Source organism: Pseudomonas sp. EB271-G4-1 (genome assembly GCF_058791355.1).
The window spans coordinates 25,767-41,760 of record NZ_JBYTEO010000024.1 but is presented as its reverse complement, the minus strand read 5'-3'; the positions used below and the strand labels follow the sequence as shown (position 1 = coordinate 41,760).

Sequence of the window (15,994 nt, the reverse complement as noted above, 5' to 3'; positions counted from 1 at the left end):
ATGAACAGCTTCGCCTCGCCACAGACTCTTGTTGCCCTGCCCTTTGCCCCGGCGGTAGAGGATCTGTACTCACGGGTGCTCGATGCCATTCTCGAACAGCGCCTCGACACCACCAGTCGCTTTACCGAAGAAAGCCTGGCGCAGGTGTTTGGTGTTCGACGCAGCGACATTCGTGGCGTGCTGACGCGACTCTCCCACCAGCAAGTCATTGTCCTGCGAGCCAACCACCGTCCTCGCGTCGCGCAGCTGAATGTCGAGCAAACCCGGCAGGCCTTGCACGCCCGGCGACTGACCGAACTCATGCTGGTGAGGCTGGCCTGCCAGCGCCCCTGCCCGCTTGTCCTGGAGCGCCTGCGGACACTGGTCGATAGCGAGCGCCAATGCACCGAGCGAGGCCCAGCGATTCGTTTGTCAGGGGAGTTTCATCTGCAATTGGCAGAGATGGCGGGTAACGCACCTCTAGCGCATTTTCTCAGCAGCCTGGTGCCACTGGTCTCGTTGGCGATTGCTCAATTTGATGTTGCGTTGGAGGACTATTGCGCGTGGCATCTGCATGAGCAAATAGTGGATGCGTTAACGCGCAGGGACGCCGCGAAGGCAGTTATGTTACTGGACCGACACCTGGATCATCTGGAAGCGGTATTGCTGAACGCTCAACCGCTCTGCAGCCAGAAGCGTGTTGCCGGTTAACTCGCCGCTACTCGCGCGAAACCTTGGCGAATCTTTTCCTGCGGCAAATCATCGGCAATGAACACGATCACGCTTTCCCGGGTTTCATCGGCCGCCCACTCCGTGTCCCAGTCGAAACCGTAAAGCTTCAACACGCCCTGAAACACCATGCGCCGCGGTTCGCCGAGGATGTTCAACACGCCTTTGTAGCGCAGCAGTTGCTTGCCGTGGTCCTCCAGCAGTTCGTTCATGAACTCGCTGAGTTTGTCGATATCCAGCGGTTTTTCGGTGCGCAACACCAGGCTGGAAATACGGTCGATGGACGGGGCCTGGCTCACTGGGCGCAAACTCACGCCGCCGCCCAGATCGGCGTTGAGATTGAACCCACGCACATCAAGCAGTTCGGCCAGATCGATCTTGCCGTGGTCGACCACACGGATCGGCGCACGCCGGTTGATACGGGTCAGGCGTTCACTTAACGCCGTGAATGCAGGCTCGTCCACCAGATCACGCTTGCTCACCAACAGCCGATCGGCGAAACCGATCTGCGCCTGGGCGATGGTCTGGGTCAGGTGCTGTTCGGCGTGTGCCGCGTCCACCAACGTGATGATGCCGTCGAGGATGTAGCGCTCGCGCAGCTCCTCGTCGATGAAGAACGTTTGTGCCACCGGAGCCGGGTCGGCGAGGCCCGTGCATTCGATCACCAGGCGATCAAAGGCGATCTCGCCGCTGTCGAGGCGTTCGAGCAGCAGGTACAAGGCCTTGGTCAGGTCGGTGTGAATGGTGCAACAGACGCAGCCGTTGGCCAGCGTCATGACCTGTACCGGTTCGTCGCCCAACAGCTGGGTGTCGATACCGGCGTCACTGAATTCGTTTTCGATCACGGCGATTTTCAGGCCGTGCTCGGCTTTGAGCAGGTAGCGCAACAGTGTGGTTTTACCTGCGCCGAGGAAGCCGCTGAGGATCGTGACCGGGATTGGAGAGGACACGCTAAATCTCCTGTCGTAATGAAATGAAAGAAAAACACAAAACAGATGTGGGAGCGGGCTTGCTCGCGAAGAGGTCGTGTCAGCCGACATGAATGCTGAATGACACACCGCTTTCGCGAGCAAGCCCGCTCCCACAGGGTATTGCGTCAACCTGGCTGTTTAATCAACAGCACTTCGGCCCACCCTTGCCACCGTAGCGAGCCTCTTGGCGCTCGCGAAAGAACGCCTCGTAGCTCATCACCGGTTTGTCCGGGTGCTTGCTTTGCATGTGCTCGACGTAATTGTCGTAGTCGGGCATGCCGACCATCAGGCGCGCAGCCTGACCGAGGTATTTACCGAGGCGACTCAGGTCATTGAACATGCTGCAGTCCTCTGGTTACGCATCCGGCAGCGCCTGGAACGGCGATTCTTTATCCGTGCGCTCTTTTTTACCCCAGGCGGCAATACCAACCTTTAGCGCATAGAACAGGATGCTGAACACCACGAACAGGAACAGCGCGGTCAGCGTGGCGTTGGTGTAGGCGTTGAAGATCACGTGCTGCATCTGAGTGATGTCCTTGGCCGGGGCGAGGATCTGGCCATTGGCCAGCGCATCGCTGTATTTTTTCGCCAGCGACAGGAAGCCGATGGCCGGGTTGGCGTCGAACAGCTTGATGAAGCCAGCGGTGGTGGTGCAGATGAGCAACCACACGGCAGGCAGCATGGTGACCCAGACGTAGCGCTGGCGCTTCATCTTGATCAGCACCACGGTGCCGAGCATCAGCGCGATACCAGCCAGCATCTGGTTGGAAATACCGAACAATGGCCACAAGGTGTTGATGCCGCCCAGCGGATCGATCACGCCCTGGTACAGCAACCAGCCCCACATGGCCACGCAACCGGCGGTGGCGAGGAAGTTGGCTGCCCAGGACTCGGTACGTTTCAGCGCCGGCACAAAGGAACCGAGCAAGTCCTGAAGCATGAAACGCCCGGCACGGGTACCGGCGTCCACCGCGGTCAGGATGAACAGCGCTTCGAACAGGATCGCAAAGTGGTACCAGAACGCCATGGTGTTTTCACCCGGCAGCACACTGTGCAGGATCTGCGCGATACCCACGGCCAGGGTCGGCGCACCGCCGGCACGGGCCAGGATGGTGGTTTCACCGATGTCCTTGGCCACCGCTTGCAGGGCTTCGGGAGTAATCGCAAAACCCCAGTTGCTGACCGTGGTCGCCACGGCCACCACATCACCGCCGACCACGGCCGCCGGGCTGTTCATGGCAAAGTACACGCCTGGCTCGATCACCGAGGCCGCGACCATGGCCATGATCGCCACGAAGGACTCCATCAGCATGCCGCCGTACCCGATGTAACGGGCGTTGACCTCGTTATCCAATAGCTTCGGCGTGGTGCCCGAGGAAATCAGTGCATGGAAACCCGAGACCGCGCCACAGGCAATCGTGATGAACAGGAACGGGAACAGACCGCCCTTCCAGACCGGCCCCGTGCCATCGATGAACTGGGTCAGCGCCGGCATTTTCAGCTCAGGCATGGTGATCAGGATGCCGATCGCCAAGGCGACGATGGTACCGATCTTGAGGAAGGTCGACAGGTAGTCACGCGGAGCCAGGATCAGCCAGACCGGCAAAGAGGCTGCCACGAAACCGTAACCAATCAGCATCCAGGTAATCTGCACACCGGTGAAGGTAAAGGCCTTGGCCCACACCGGGTCTGCGGCGATCTGCCCACCGAGCCAGATCGACCCCAGCAGCAACAGCACGCCGATCACCGAAATTTCGCCGATGCGACCCGGGCGGATGTAGCGCATGTAGATGCCCATGAACATCGCGATCGGGATGGTCGCCATCACCGTGAAGATCCCCCACGGGCTCTCGGCCAGGGCCTTGACCACGATCAGTGCCAGCACCGCGAGGATGATGATCATGATCAGGAAGCAGCCGAACAGCGCGATGGTGCCGGGGATGCGGCCCATTTCTTCGCGGACCATGTCGCCCAGGGAGCGACCGTTGCGGCGGGTGGACATGAACAGGACCATGAAGTCCTGCACGGCACCGGCCAGCACCACGCCGGCAATCAGCCACAGCGTGCCGGGCAGGTAGCCCATCTGCGCCGCCAGTACCGGACCGACCAGCGGCCCCGCGCCAGCGATGGCCGCAAAGTGGTGACCGAAGAGAATATGCTTGTTGGTCGGGACATAATCCAGACCGTCATTGTTGAGCACGGCCGGGGTAGCCCGTCGCGCATCGAGTTGCATGACATTGTTAGCGATAAACAGACTGTAGTAACGATACGCAACCAGATAGATGGCCACGGAAGCGACCACAATCCACAAAGCGTTGATCGCCTCACCTCGGCGCAGTGCCACCACGCCCAGGGCGCACGCCCCAACGATTGCCAGCAGCAGCCAGGGTAAGTGGCGTAGCGGGCTATTATTATTTTTCATTTTATTATTCCAGCCAGAGTGGACAAGAAAGACAGCCACCTCGAGTTTAGCTCGCCTGACAGCAAAGGCCATACCCTGACATTGGTCTAGACACCTGCCGGCGCTGGCAGCCTTTTGCAAGGCCAGTCTATAGTCAGCGTACATTTCCGAGGATCGCGCCATGAGCGAGCACCCTTCCGAACGTCGCCGCTTCAAACGTATTGCGTTCGATGCCAGAACCGATCTGAGCCAAGGAACGTTCACCTGGCCGGTGAAGCTGATCGATCTGTCGCTCAAGGGCTTGCTGATCGAGCGACCGGAGCCGTGGCTTGGCAACGCGCAGCAGGATTTTTCTGTCGACATCCAATTGAGCGAAGACAACCACATTGCGATGGATGTGCAATTGACCCATGAAGACCATGGTCAATTGGGTTTCGTGTGCAGGCATATCAGCCTGGAGTCCATTGAACGCCTGCGGCGATTGATTGAATTCAATCTGGGCGATCCGCACGAGCTTGAACGCGAACTGGGCGCGCTCATCGAAATCTGAATGCCCCCTGTAGGAGCGAGCATGCTCGCGATGGACTCAAGAACGCTGCGGGGTGCCAGGTTCCCAGCGTTACCATTAACGACCATCGCGACGGTGCGACGATTCGACATGCTCGCTCCTACAGGGGATTGGTGTTATTCGAAGAGGGCGTCGAGGGCCTGCTCCAGACGGGTGACCGCGATGATCTGCAAACCCGCAGGCGGCTCTTTCGGCGCATTGCCCTTGGGCACGATGGCACGTTTGAAGCCATGCTTTGCCGCTTCCTTCAGGCGCTCCTGACCGCTTGGCACCGGCCGCACTTCGCCGGAAAGGCCGACCTCACCGAACACCAGCAGATCATGGGGCAGCGGCCGGTTGCGCAAACTGGACATGACGGCTGCCATCAATGCCAGGTCAGATGCCGTTTCCAGTACCTTCACCCCTCCGACCACGTTGAGAAATACATCCTGATCGTGGGTGGGTATGCCGCCGTGCCGATGCAAGACGGCCAACAACATTGCCAGTCGGTTCTGGTCCAGGCCCAGCGTTACCCGGCGTGGATTGGCCAGGTGACTGTCATCTACCAGTGCCTGGACTTCCACCAGCATCGGCCGTGTGCCTTCCCATGTCGCCATGACCACACTGCCCGGGACTTCTTCCTGCGCGCGGGTCAGAAAAATAGCCGAAGGATTGGAGACTTCTTTCAGGCCCTTGTCGGTCATGCCGAACACGCCCAGTTCGTTAACCGCGCCGAAACGGTTTTTAACCGCCCGCAACAAGCGCAGGCGCCCGTCTGATTCGCCTTCAAAATACAACACGGTGTCGACCATGTGCTCCAGTACCCGGGGCCCCGCCAGCGCGCCCTCCTTGGTCACATGCCCCACCAGGAAAATCGCGGTGCCACTCTGCTTGGCGTACCGCACCAACAGCGCCGCACTTTCACGAACCTGGGACACACCGCCCGGTGCAGATTGCAGTTGCTCGGTGAAAATCGTCTGGATCGAGTCGATCACCATGACCCGGGGCTTCTCCACCCGAGCGGTGGCAATGATGGTTTCTATGCAGGTTTCGGTCATGACCCGCAGCTGATCCTGTGGCAGCCCCAGGCGTCGGGCACGCATGGCCACCTGTTGCTGCGACTCTTCACCCGTGACATACAGTGCCGGCATGCTCTTGGCGAGATTGCACAAGGTTTGCAACAGAATGGTGGATTTGCCAATTCCGGGATCGCCGCCGATCAGCACCACCGAGCCATCCACCAGGCCACCACCGAGCACCCGGTCAAGCTCACCGGAAGCCGTGGAAAAACGCGGGACCTCCTCGACACTGACTTCAGCCAAGGTCTTGATTTGCGCCTGCTGACCGGTCCAGCCAGTGCGACCGCTGGGTGCCGCTGCCCCGCCGCTCTCCACCATGGTTTCGGTGAGTGTGTTCCAGGCGCCGCACTCACCACATTGTCCGGCCCACTTGGGAAAGGTTGAACCGCACTCAGTGCAGCCGTACATGCGCTTGGCCTTGGCCATCTGAACTCCCGGCAAAAACCGCGATGATAGCTCAGGTCAGCCGCCTCGGTGCGTTACGATTGATGCCGTCCGGTCTTGAGTGAACAGTTTCAACTCAATGCTTCCAAACTTGCTCGACACGACTTAAACACACATCCATAACTACACACACAATCCAGGAACCAAACATAAGTTACTTATACACAAACATCAGAAACACCTACCATTCCATTATTAATCGCAGAAAAACCTGTACAAACACTAACCATTAACGATTTAAACGTACAACAACAGCTCATTGAAAACCACCACACAAGTATTGTCATCTGCTTTTGCTGCCGAGTGACTTTATCAAATAAAAAAACCCGTCTAAAAATGACAACCCGATGACAGGCGTCGCAATATTCAAAGGTAAATCACACAGTGCAAATCATTGCGACTTTCTCTCCCGTCACTCGCCAGATCGCCAACTCCGAGAGGCGACCGAGAAGCATTGATTGCGCATGGAGAGGCGGCATTGGGTAAACTTTTTGCCAAAGGTCCGGTCCTTTGCAGGCGAACCTCGCACGCAGTCGTTTCGAGCAGGATGCGATTTGCTGATTTACACTGCGTTCACCAACCTCATCTGTAACAAGGAAATGACCTATGGGCGTGTTAAACGAGTTCAAGGCCTTCGCGGTCAAAGGCAATGTGATCGACATGGCCGTCGGTATCATCATCGGCGCTGCTTTCGGCAAGATCGTGACGTCGTTTGTCGGCGATGTGATCATGCCTCCCATTGGCTTGCTGATCGGCGGCGTGGACTTCAGTGACCTGGCCATTACGCTCAAGGCTGCCCAAGGCGATGTTCCTGCGGTGGTCCTGGCGTACGGTAAATTCATCCAGACCCTGATCGACTTCGTCATCGTCGCCTTTGCGATCTTCATGGGCATCAAGGCCATCAACCGCCTCAAGCGCGAAGAAGCCGTCGCACCCACCCTGCCGCCGGTTCCGACCAAGGAAGAAGAGTTGCTCGGTGAGATTCGCGATTTGCTCCGGGCCCAGAACAATCGACCCTGAATCAAACGGCGCTTGCAAGGCGCCGTTTTTTTTTACCAGAAATTTTCCACTGCCACCTGACCTGGCCGCCGGCTGAGGCTCAAGTGCATGTCGCGCTGCTTGAGCAATTTGCGCGTGTCATCGATCATTTGCGGGTTTCCGCACAACATCACTCGGGAATGTTCTGGTGTCAGCGCCACGCCAGCCGCCCGCTCCAGTTCGCCGTTTTCAATCAAGGTGGTGATCCGTCCGTTGAGGGCGCCCGGATGCCGCTCGCGGGTCACAGTGTTGATCAGCTGCAATTTGTGGGCGAATTCCTTCAAATAATCACGCTGCGCCAAGCCAGCGATCAGCGCCTGATAAGCCAGCTCCCTGGTCTCCCGGACGCTGTACACCAGGATGATTCGCTCGAATTTTTCCCAGACCTCGAAGTCCTGCAGGATCGATAGAAACGGCGCCAGGCCTGTACCGGTGGATAACAACCACAAGTCACGCCCATCAGCGAAGCGGTCGAGGGTCAGGTACCCGAACGCCTGTCGATCGACCAACAACGTGTCGCCAATGCCCAGCCGGCTGAGCTCGCTGGTGAATTCACCGCCGGGTACGACAATTGAAAAGAACTCGAGAAACTCGTCGTAGGGTGAAGACACCATCGAATAGGCACGCCACACCGTACTGCCATCAGCCTTGATCACACCCAGCCGGGCGAATTGCCCTGCGCGAAAGCGAAAACCTGCATCCCGCGTGGCGCGCAGGGTGAACAGGTTCGGCGTCAATGGCTGGACGTCGAGCAAGGTCTGGCGGGTAAATTTCTCTTCACTGGCGGTCATGGGGTGCTCCTTCAACACATAGCCGCAGTGTCTCGCAAAGCGGCACCCAGAAACACCGGCGATTTGTAGTGTCTTTAAAGCAGCAATATCGAATACATAGATATACAAGCCGCCTCACCCCCTCCCTAACTAACCAGTTAATAACCGCTAGCCAGGACGCCAACATATTAACATCGACATTTAACAACCATCTTTCACACAAACTTCTCTTTAGAACCCACACCCTTTGTCACAACTTCATCTAGGACAAAAAAGTTCTCACGGCGCCGTAAGAAAAATCCTACACTCCGATCCTATTGGGCATGGATCCAAGCACTCGAGCGAATACACATTGGAGTTGAAAAATGGAAAGGTGGAAGGAATCACAGCTAAAACAGATAGCCAGCGCAACTGAGATCGACATCGCTTACCAAGGGTCACTCAGCTTCGCGAAAAATATCGGATATAAATATTTCGAATTTTCAGCAACTTATATAACCAAACCGGACAAGACAAAGACACTCAAATTCAATAATTACCCCGCCAGCTGGAATAACGAATATGAAGAGAAACAACTCAGAGATATCGACCCGGTAGTGGCTTATTGCAATCAATCTATGCTGCCCATCCTTTGGAGTGAAGAGCTTTTTTCCAAGATCCCATCGATGTGGGAAGCGCTTGGGTTGCAAGGACTCCAGCATGGCTGGTCGCAATCGGTGCATGACGATGAAAGCGGTTTGTGCAGCATCCTGAGCCTGGCCAGGAGCCATTGCCCAATCAGTGCATTTGAGCTGTACGAGACACTCGGCTTTTCCGTCTTCATGGGCCGGCATCTGCATGCATTGGTTGTAAAAACGCTTCCCAAGGTCTGCCCAAAATTGACTGTCGCACATTTGTCGCTGCGGGAAATTGACGTGTTGAAACTGGCCGCCGATGGAATGACAGCCCAACAGAGCGCCAAGATCCTCAATCTCAGTGCACGTACCATCAATTTCCATGTGCAGAGTGCGATTGACAAGCTTGGTGTGAACAACAAGATTTCGGCAGTCATTGCCGCGGTCAAGGCCGGTTATCTCGGCAGCGGTTCGATGCGCTGATCACAAAACCTGCGAGTAATCCAAAAGAAAAAAACGTAACATTTACACCCCCCTTGAGTGATGACATGTAAAAAGTCATGCCGCCGTTCACTCGCAAGGTCCCACCCGCAACAACGCCTCAGGGCCGCGGAACATCTTTGTCCATCTATCAGAGTCTCCTGCCCGATGCCCTTGCTCGAAACCCCGTTCGCCCAACTCGAACTGATCCGCCAGCCCGAACAGCAAAACGAACCACTGCAAGCCTTTGATGCTGCAGATGAGTACCTGCTCAATCACCTGGCTGAACAACTGCCCGCGGCGAATACGCGGGTGCTCGTGCTGAACGACAGTTTTGGTGCATTGGCCGTCAGCCTGGCAGGCAAGGTCAATGTGACCAGCAGCGGTGATTCGTTCCTGGCCTTGCAGGGCCTGGAAAAGAACCTGGCCCGTAATGGCCTGGCATTTGACGCTGTGCCTCACGTACCGGCCAGCGAACCGTTCACCGGGCCATTCGACAGGGTCCTGCTCCGGGTGCCGAAGACCCTGGCCTTACTGGAAGAACAACTGATCCGCCTGCAAGGCCAATTGGCGCCGGGCGCCCAGGTGATTGCCGGGGCAATGATCAAGCATCTGCCGCGCGCAGCCGGCGATCTGCTCGAACGCTATATCGGCCCGGTGCAAGCCTCGCTGGCGGTAAAGAAAGCCCGTCTGTTGATCGCCACGGCCCAAGCCAAAGCCGCGGTTGTATCCCCCTACCCGACCCGCTATCGACTCGATGAGCCTGCGATCGAACTGATCAATCATGCCAACGTGTTCTGTCGTGAAGGCCTGGACATCGGCACGCGAGCCTTCTTGCCGCATTTGCCGAAGAACCTCGGCAGCGCAAGGGTCGCCGATCTCGGTTGCGGTAACGGCGTGCTAGCCATCGCCAGCGCCCTGCAAAACCCGCAAGCGCACTACACGCTGGTAGACGAATCCTTCATGGCCGTGCAATCGGCCGCCGAGAACTGGCGCGCCACGCTGGGTGAGCGGGAAGTGATCGTGCGGGCCGGCGATGGCCTGGCGGGGCAGGAACCCCAGTCGCTGGATGTGGTGCTGTGCAATCCACCGTTTCACCAACAACAGGTCGTCGGCGATTTCCTGGCCTGGCGGATGTTCCAGCAGGCCCGGGAGGCGCTGGTGGTGGGCGGAGCGCTGTACATCGTCGGCAACCGTCATTTGGGCTATCACAGCAAATTGGCGCGGTTGTTCCGCGGGGTCGAGCAAGTGGCAGCCACCCCGAAATTCGTGATCCTCAAGGCGCGCAAATAACGCGCAAGAAAAACCCTCCCGCTCGGGAGGGTTTTAATTGCGCACCTGAGGCTGCGCGATGGGATGTCGATTGTTTCAGGGAGTGCTGAGGCCTGCGGCGCTCATGAACATCCGCATCAGGCTGGCCACGATGAACAGCGCACCGACGCTGCCAGCCCAGATCATGGCCAACCAGCCGAGCCGCTGCCACAGCGGTTTTTTTTCGGCTTGCTCAATGTCGCGCAGGGGATGTTTACCGGTCATTTGCTTCGATCTCCTTGCGATCGATGGCGCCGTGGCCGACGCCAACACGGGTGCGTGACTAGTGGTAACCGTCTTCATGGGTAACCTTGCCGCGGAACACGTAATAGCTCCAGAAGGTGTAGCCCAGGATGAACGGGATGATGAACAACGTGCCCACCAGCATGAAGCCTTGGCTTTGCGGTGGTGCTGCAGCGTCCCAGATAGAGATCGACGGCGGCACGATGTTCGGCCACAGGCTGATCCCCAGGCCGCTGTAGCCGAGGAAGATCAGCACCAGTGTCAGCAGGAATGGCGTGTAGTGCGCGTTGCGGGCCACGGCACGGATCAGGCCATAGAGCGTCACCAACACCAGGATCGGCACGGGCAGGAACCAGAACAGGTTGGGCAAGGTAAACCAGCGGGCGGCGATTTCGGCGTGAGCCAGAGGGGTCCAGATGCTGACGATACCGATCACCGCCAACAACACGAACGCCAAGGGTCGCGCCAAGTCGTGCATCTGTTCCTGCAACTTGCCCTCGGTCTTCATGATCAGCCAGGTACAACCCAGTAGCGCATACGCGACCACCAGTGCAGCGCCGCAGAACAGGGTGAAGGGTGTCAGCCAATCCAGCGAGCCGCCGGCAAACTGCCGGTCTACCACCGGCAAGCCATCGATGAATGCCCCCAATGCCACACCCTGGAAGAACGTTGCGGCAATCGAGCCACCGATGAACGCCTTGTCCCACAGGTGACGCTTGTCATCCTTGGCCTTGAAGCGAAACTCGAACGCCACGCCGCGGAAAATCAGCCCGATCAGCATGAAAATCAGCGGTAGATACAACGCTGAGAGCACCACCGAATAGGCCAGCGGGAAAGCCCCGAACAATGCCGCACCACCCAGTACCAGCCAGGTTTCGTTGCCGTCCCAGACCGGGGCCACGGTGTTCATCATGACGTCGCGGTCGGTCTTGCCGGGAATGAACGGAAAGAGAATGCCGATGCCCAGGTCAAATCCATCCATGACCACGTACATCATGATGCCGAAGATGATGATCACGGCCCAGATCAGCGGAAGATCAATACCCATGATTCAAATCTCCTTGGTCACGATGGGGTCGGCATCGGCTTGCTCGTCGTCGGCTGCGGACAAAGGACGAGCGGGTGTGCGTTTCTTGCCGGGGCCACCCTCAGTGGTTTCCTTGCCTTCGTCGATCTTCGGCCCCTTGCGCACCAGGCGCATCATGTAGCCGAGGCCAGCACCGAACAGGGCGAAATACACCACGACGAACAGGATCAGGGTGATGCTCATCTGCATCACGCTATGGTTTGAAGACGCGTCCGCCGTGCGCATCAATCCGTAGACTACCCAAGGCTGACGGCCGATTTCAGTGGTGAACCAGCCCGCGAGAATCGCAATCAGGCCGGACGGCCCCATCCACAACGCCAGGTAAAGGAACGGCCGCGAGGTGTAGAGCGTGTCGCGTTTACGCAGCCACAGGCTCCACAGACCGGTGAAGATCATCAGGAACCCCAGGCCGACCATGATCCGGAACGACCAGAACACAATGGTCGAATTCGGTCGGTCCTCGGGTGGAAACTCCTTGAGCGCCGGCACCTGCTTGTCCAGCGAGTGAGTCAGGATCAGGCTGCCCAGGTACGGAATCTCGACGGCGAACTTGGTTTTCTCCTCCTTCATGTCCGGCCAGCCGAACAGGATCAGCGGAGTCGCCTCGTTTCCGTGGTTCTCCCAGTGCCCCTCGATCGCAGCGATTTTTGCCGGCTGATGTTTCAGCGTGTTGAGACCATGGAAGTCCCCTATAACGGCCTGGATCGGCGCGACGATCAGTGCCATCCACATCGCCATGGACAACATCTTGCGGATTGCCGGGTTGTCCTTGCCGCGCAAGAGGTGCCAGGCCGCCGAGGAGCCGACGAAGAATGCTGTCGCAACGAAGGCCGCCGTGGCCATGTGCATCAGGCGATAAGGGAAAGACGGGTTGAAGATCACCGCCAGCCAGTCGGTCGGAATGACCTGGCCATTGACGATTTCAAAGCCCTGCGGGGTCTGCATCCAGCTGTTTGAGGCGAGAATCCAGAAGGTCGAGATCAGCGTGCCGATGGCAACCATGACCGTGGCGAAGAAGTGCAAGCCGCGCCCGACCTTGTTCCAGCCGAACAGCATGACGCCGAGGAATCCGGCTTCGAGGAAGAAAGCCGTAAGCACTTCATAGGTCAGCAGCGGCCCGGTCACCGAGCCGGCGAAGTCCGAGAAACGGCTCCAGTTGGTGCCGAACTGATAGGCCATGACCAGTCCCGAGACCACACCCATGCCGAAGTTGACGGCAAAGATCTTCGACCAGAAATGGTAGAGGTCGCGGTAGGTGTCGTTATGGGTTTTCAGCCACAAGCCTTCGAGTACCGCCAGGTAACTCGCCAGGCCGATGGTGATGGCTGGGAACAGGATGTGGAACGAGATAGTGAACGCGAACTGAATTCGGGCGAGATCAAGTGCCTCTAAACCGAACATAAGTTTTCCTCTGTCAGGTAGTACGGCTGCGGGCTCGAAGCCTGCACCCACGGCCCCCACGGATATGGAGTGTGGCGAATCTCTATTTGTTCTTTTTTTGTACGCATCACAACGCAGGGAGTCTGGCCAACCGGCCGCCGGATCAATTCCTTTTGTGGGTTTTGATCTGGATCAAGCAACGATGAAAGAGTAGTCCCATTTGCGAGGTTGACCCGCGTGGTCTTTTGCCGCGTGACAAGTTGCCTCACGGCTTCAGAAACAGATTGAAATGAATGCCCAAGGAGCAGTTGGCAAACGGCTGGCGAAATCGATGCTTGGCTAACGAATTTTTTTCCCATGGCAACTTCCTGTTACAGGTTGGTGATAACCTCGCCCTTTCCCTTCCAAGACTTGCCTTCAAATGCCGAGCCAAGAGCCCTTGCTGTTACGTCGCCATCGCCCTTTCATCGCCTTCTGGCTGGCCCGGGTCTTTACCGCCAGCGGCTTTCAGATGCTCACCGTGGCCATTGGCTGGAACCTCTATCAACTGACCGGCAACGTACTTGACCTTGGCCTGGTCGGGCTCGTGGAGTTCGCACCGCGGGTACTGTTCATGCTGCACACCGGGCATGTCGCCGATCGCTACGATCGACGCAAGGTCGCGGCCATCTGCCAATCGTTGCAAGCGCTGATCGCCTTGTCGCTGGCGATCGGCAGCGCAACCGACCATGTCACCCGGGAAATGATCTTCATCCTCGCGTTCCTGCTCGGCGCCGCACGTTCCTTCGAAATGCCGACCACTCAAGCCTTGCTGCCGAGCATCGTGCCCAGTGCACTGTTCCCCCGCGCCGTGGCCGCCGCGCAATCGGCCCAGCAATCGGCAACCATCGTCGCCCCGGCACTCGGTGGTTTGCTCTACGCCTTCGGCAGCGTCTGGGTGTATGGCCCGACGGTGATCCTGTACATCATTGCCTGCGCGCTGATGCTCAACCTGCCCGCCCGGCAAACGCCCCTGAACAAGGGCAAGGCCACACTGGATTCACTGTTGGCGGGTATCCGTTTCATCCGCAGTCGCCCGGACATTCTCGGGGCCATTTCCCTTGACCTGTTCGCGGTCCTGCTGGGAGGTGCGACCGCGTTGCTGCCGGTGTTTGCCAAGGACATTCTGTTGACCGGGCCTTGGGGGCTGGGCCTGTTGCGATCGGCACCGGCGGTGGGCGCGTTGCTGATGTCGCTGTTCCTGGCGCGATTTGCGGTGGAACGCAATGTCGGGCGGGTAATGTTCACCGCTGTGGGCGTGTTCGGCGTGGCGACGATCGCCTTCGGCCTGTCGACCTCGTTCTGGTTTTCCCTCGCCGTCCTGGTGGTGCTGGGCGCCGCTGACATGATCAGCATGGTGATCCGCGCATCCTTCGTGCAACTGGAAACCCCAGACGAAATGCGCGGCCGGGTGAGCGCCGTGAATGGCCTGTTCATTGGCGCTTCGAACCAGTTGGGCGAATTCGAATCCGGCCTGACCGCCCACTGGTTCGGCACCGTGCCGGCAGTGGTCATGGGCGGTATCGGCACGTTGGTGGTGACAGGGACCTGGATGAAGCTATTCCCGACCCTGGCCAACCGCGACCGGATGCATGTGCCGATGGAAGAGGTGAAGGCCTGAGGCTCGTTACACCAACAACTCCCCCGCCACCATCGCCCGCGTGGCTTTGCCGCATAGCTGCTCCACCAGCGTCAGGGCAAATGCCAAAGCGCCACCCGAGCCTTGGGCTGTGATGCAGTTGCCGTCGACCACCACCGGTTGATCGACGAAGGTACAGCCCGACAGTTGATGGCTGGCCGAGGGCAGGCAAGTCATGCGCCGCTGGCGTAGTACGCCAAAGGTTTGCAGGGCTACCGCGGGCGCTTCGGCAATACCGGCGAACAGGCGCCCCGCCGCGGCCTGGTCCTTGATCAGTTGTTGCAGGGGTTGGTGGGCGGTCAGATGTTGCGTCCCTACGGCACCGCCTGGCAGGACGATCAGGTCGAACGGCTGGGCCAGCAAATCCACCAGCATGGCATCGCACGTCAAGCGCGTGCCTCTTGCACAGGTGAGCATGCGCCGCCCTTCGATGCTGGCGACCACCACCTCGACCTTGGCGCGGCGCAATACATCGATCAAGGTCACGGTCTGCAGGTCATCGGTGCCCTCGGCGAGGGTAATCAAGGCTCGAAAAGTCATGGGAACAATCCACGGAATAGTTCCTAAAGCGTAGTCAGCTTTCCTGACGCTTGTTCGGGCCCCTGTCGTTACTTGATGTAAAGCTGGGTCGACATTGTGTTGCCCGGTGCGTTGATCGAGGTGTTGCTGAAGGTGAACGTACCCTCCTGCTTACCCGCCAGATTGAAAATGTACAGGTTGCCGACGACCTTGGTCCTTTGCGAGCAGTCGGTCAGGTTGCCGTTGTCATAGGCACAGACCGGTGTGCGGGTTCCATCCACTTCGAAGCCATCCAGCGCGACGTGGGGCTGGCTGCGCCCGTAGCCGACTTCCAGTACGTAGATCCTGATGTTCGGGCCCGCGTGGTTGCAGCGAGTCTGCGCCTGCCCTTTATCAATCGTCTCAAAACCACAGCCTGGCGACTCGACCTTAAGCACCTTTACCTCGGTCAACGGCGGTGCCGGTGCCGCCGTCGCGGGGTGTGCCACCAGCGACAATGCCATCAAGACACCGGACATGATTTCCAGACGCTTTGTCATCCCGTTACCACCACAAAAAACCAGCGCGCAGTATGGCTGGTTTGGATTAAACGCAAAACATCGACGACGATCACCGCCATAGGCAGCCATAACCCCAAGCTGCTGGTATGATGCGCGGCTTTTTCCGGCCCACAGTAATTTCCCAGGCGCGTTCAGCGGTCTGTGCTTTGCTGTTGAGGTCGATA

At 58.4% G+C, this 15,994-nt stretch carries 17 protein-coding genes; 6 read left to right on the top strand and 11 right to left on the bottom strand.

The features are described 5' to 3' along the window. Positions 1 to 690, top strand: a complete 690-nt coding sequence (locus AC3WWR_RS14020) for a GntR family transcriptional regulator (RefSeq protein WP_168758971.1) — start codon at positions 1 to 3, stop codon at positions 688 to 690. On the opposite strand, the gene yjiA is transcribed toward AC3WWR_RS14020, so the two are convergent. The 3 genes from yjiA to AC3WWR_RS14005 all read right to left on the bottom strand — a co-directional run bounded on the left by yjiA (position 687) and on the right by AC3WWR_RS14005 (position 4,101). After that, entirely contained in the window at positions 687 to 1,658 is a 972-nt protein-coding gene (gene yjiA, locus AC3WWR_RS14015) for a GTPase (RefSeq protein ID WP_151143311.1), read from the bottom strand. The two genes, AC3WWR_RS14020 and yjiA, sit on opposite strands and share 4 nt — an antisense overlap. A gap of 163 nt (positions 1,659 to 1,821) precedes the next feature. Then, positions 1,822 to 2,019 carry a YbdD/YjiX family protein gene (locus AC3WWR_RS14010; RefSeq protein WP_008058222.1) on the bottom strand — a complete coding sequence of 66 codons (198 nt, stop codon included), beginning with the start codon at positions 2,017 to 2,019 and terminating at the stop codon, positions 1,822 to 1,824. 15 nt (positions 2,020 to 2,034) lie between these two features. Continuing rightward, positions 2,035 to 4,101, bottom strand: a complete 2,067-nt coding sequence (locus tag AC3WWR_RS14005) for a carbon starvation CstA family protein (RefSeq protein ID WP_083349772.1) — start codon at positions 4,099 to 4,101, stop codon at positions 2,035 to 2,037. A 160-nt stretch (positions 4,102 to 4,261) separates the two neighbouring features. Between AC3WWR_RS14005 and AC3WWR_RS14000 the strand changes: the two genes are divergently transcribed. Next, a complete protein-coding gene (locus tag AC3WWR_RS14000; protein WP_492598803.1) occupies positions 4,262 to 4,630 on the top strand; it encodes a PilZ domain-containing protein in 369 nt (122 codons plus the stop codon). Between the two features lie 134 nt (positions 4,631 to 4,764). Here the strand turns inward: AC3WWR_RS14000 and radA are convergent, their stop codons facing one another. After that, positions 4,765 to 6,132, bottom strand: a complete 1,368-nt coding sequence (gene radA, locus AC3WWR_RS13995; protein ID WP_492598802.1) for a DNA repair protein RadA — start codon at positions 6,130 to 6,132, stop codon at positions 4,765 to 4,767. Between the two features lie 624 nt (positions 6,133 to 6,756). Between radA and mscL the strand changes: the two genes are divergently transcribed. Next, entirely contained in the window at positions 6,757 to 7,170 is a 414-nt protein-coding gene (mscL, locus tag AC3WWR_RS13990; protein ID WP_020798678.1) for a large-conductance mechanosensitive channel protein MscL, read from the top strand. Between the two features lie 32 nt (positions 7,171 to 7,202). Here the strand turns inward: mscL and AC3WWR_RS13985 are convergent, their stop codons facing one another. Beyond that, entirely contained in the window at positions 7,203 to 7,979 is a 777-nt protein-coding gene (locus tag AC3WWR_RS13985; protein WP_020798679.1) for a ferredoxin--NADP reductase, read from the bottom strand. Positions 7,980 to 8,323: 344 nt separating this feature from the next. Between AC3WWR_RS13985 and AC3WWR_RS13980 the strand changes: the two genes are divergently transcribed. Then, positions 8,324 to 9,055 carry a helix-turn-helix transcriptional regulator gene (locus AC3WWR_RS13980; protein WP_033041121.1) on the top strand — a complete coding sequence of 244 codons (732 nt, stop codon included), beginning with the start codon at positions 8,324 to 8,326 and terminating at the stop codon, positions 9,053 to 9,055. Positions 9,056 to 9,220: 165 nt separating this feature from the next. Then, a complete protein-coding gene (locus tag AC3WWR_RS13975) occupies positions 9,221 to 10,345 on the top strand; it encodes a methyltransferase (RefSeq protein ID WP_020798681.1) in 1,125 nt (374 codons plus the stop codon). Between the two features lie 75 nt (positions 10,346 to 10,420). Here AC3WWR_RS13975 and AC3WWR_RS13970 read toward each other — a convergent pair whose 3' ends face one another. Genes AC3WWR_RS13970 through AC3WWR_RS13955 form a run of 4 tightly spaced genes read right to left on the bottom strand, consistent with a single transcriptional unit; the run spans position 10,421 to position 13,432 of the window. Continuing rightward, the gene (locus tag AC3WWR_RS13970) at positions 10,421 to 10,588 is read right to left on the bottom strand and encodes a DUF2474 domain-containing protein (RefSeq protein WP_020798682.1); all 168 of its coding nucleotides are present in this window, start codon (positions 10,586 to 10,588) and stop codon (positions 10,421 to 10,423) included. Positions 10,589 to 10,646: 58 nt separating this feature from the next. Beyond that, positions 10,647 to 11,654, bottom strand: a complete 1,008-nt coding sequence (cydB, locus tag AC3WWR_RS13965) for a cytochrome d ubiquinol oxidase subunit II (RefSeq protein WP_008066100.1) — start codon at positions 11,652 to 11,654, stop codon at positions 10,647 to 10,649. Between the two features lie 3 nt (positions 11,655 to 11,657). Then, positions 11,658 to 13,094, bottom strand: coding sequence for a cytochrome ubiquinol oxidase subunit I (locus AC3WWR_RS13960; RefSeq protein WP_020798683.1), 1,437 nt, complete (start codon positions 13,092 to 13,094; stop codon positions 11,658 to 11,660). Continuing rightward, positions 13,082 to 13,432, bottom strand: coding sequence for a hypothetical protein (locus AC3WWR_RS13955; protein ID WP_151143322.1), 351 nt, complete (start codon positions 13,430 to 13,432; stop codon positions 13,082 to 13,084). The genes AC3WWR_RS13960 and AC3WWR_RS13955 overlap by 13 nt, the downstream gene beginning before the upstream one ends. A 62-nt stretch (positions 13,433 to 13,494) precedes the next feature. On the opposite strand from AC3WWR_RS13955, the gene AC3WWR_RS13950 reads away from it, so the two are divergent. Beyond that, positions 13,495 to 14,733, top strand: coding sequence for an MFS transporter (locus AC3WWR_RS13950; protein ID WP_083349777.1), 1,239 nt, complete (start codon positions 13,495 to 13,497; stop codon positions 14,731 to 14,733). Positions 14,734 to 14,739: 6 nt separating this feature from the next. Here the strand turns inward: AC3WWR_RS13950 and AC3WWR_RS13945 are convergent, their stop codons facing one another. Both AC3WWR_RS13945 and AC3WWR_RS13940 read right to left on the bottom strand, forming a co-directional pair. After that, complete coding sequence (locus AC3WWR_RS13945; RefSeq protein WP_020798685.1) at positions 14,740 to 15,291, bottom strand: DJ-1 family glyoxalase III; 552 nt, start codon at positions 15,289 to 15,291, stop codon at positions 14,740 to 14,742. A gap of 68 nt (positions 15,292 to 15,359) precedes the next feature. Further along, complete coding sequence (locus tag AC3WWR_RS13940; RefSeq protein WP_020798686.1) at positions 15,360 to 15,809, bottom strand: DUF4879 domain-containing protein; 450 nt, start codon at positions 15,807 to 15,809, stop codon at positions 15,360 to 15,362. Positions 15,810 to 15,994 lie beyond the last annotated feature (185 nt).